Origin of the sequence: Vibrio sp. 1727, assembly GCF_033344415.1 — a bacterium.
GTDB lineage: Bacteria > Pseudomonadota > Gammaproteobacteria > Enterobacterales > Vibrionaceae > Vibrio > Vibrio alginolyticus.
Genome location: NZ_JAWPOT010000416.1, coordinates 1 through 615, shown reverse-complemented (window position 1 = coordinate 615; position 615 = coordinate 1). Strand labels below are relative to the sequence as shown.

Below are 615 nucleotides of genomic sequence, written 5' to 3'. Positions count from 1 at the left end.
AATTACAACACCACCCGCGTGCTTACCGGCGTTACGTGTACAACCTTCTAATAGGCGACACATATCGATGAGTTCTTTAACTTCCTCATCGGCCTCATAAAGCTCAGGCAGAGCAGGCTCGGCTTTAAACGCTTTTTCTAGCGTCATACCCGGATCTGGCGGAACCAGTTTCGAAATACGGTCAACGAAACCAAATGGGTGACCAAGAACACGACCAACGTCACGGATTACCGCTTTCGCCGCCATCGTACCGAATGTGATGATCTGAGATACGGCATCGCGACCGTACATTTCGGCAACGTGATCAATCACTTGGTCACGCTTATCCATACAAAAGTCGACGTCGAAATCGGGCATGGATACACGTTCTGGGTTCAAGAAACGTTCGAAGAGCAAGTCATATTCAAGCGGATCAAGATCGGTGATTTTCAGCGCGTAGGCCACCAAAGAACCGGCCCCCGAACCACGACCAGGACCGACTGGAATCGCGTTGTCTTTCGACCACTGGATGAACTCCATTACGATCAAGAAGTAGCCTGGGAATCCCATTTGGTTGATTACGTCGAGTTCGATTTGTAAACGCTCGTCGTATTCTGGACGGCGCTTTTTGCGCTC

General features: G+C 50.1%; 1 pseudogene. It reads right to left on the bottom strand.

Features of this window, described 5'->3' with window-relative positions:
• A pseudogene (gene dnaE, locus R8O10_RS26075) lies at positions 1-615 on the bottom strand (DNA polymerase III subunit alpha); the annotation flags it as partial.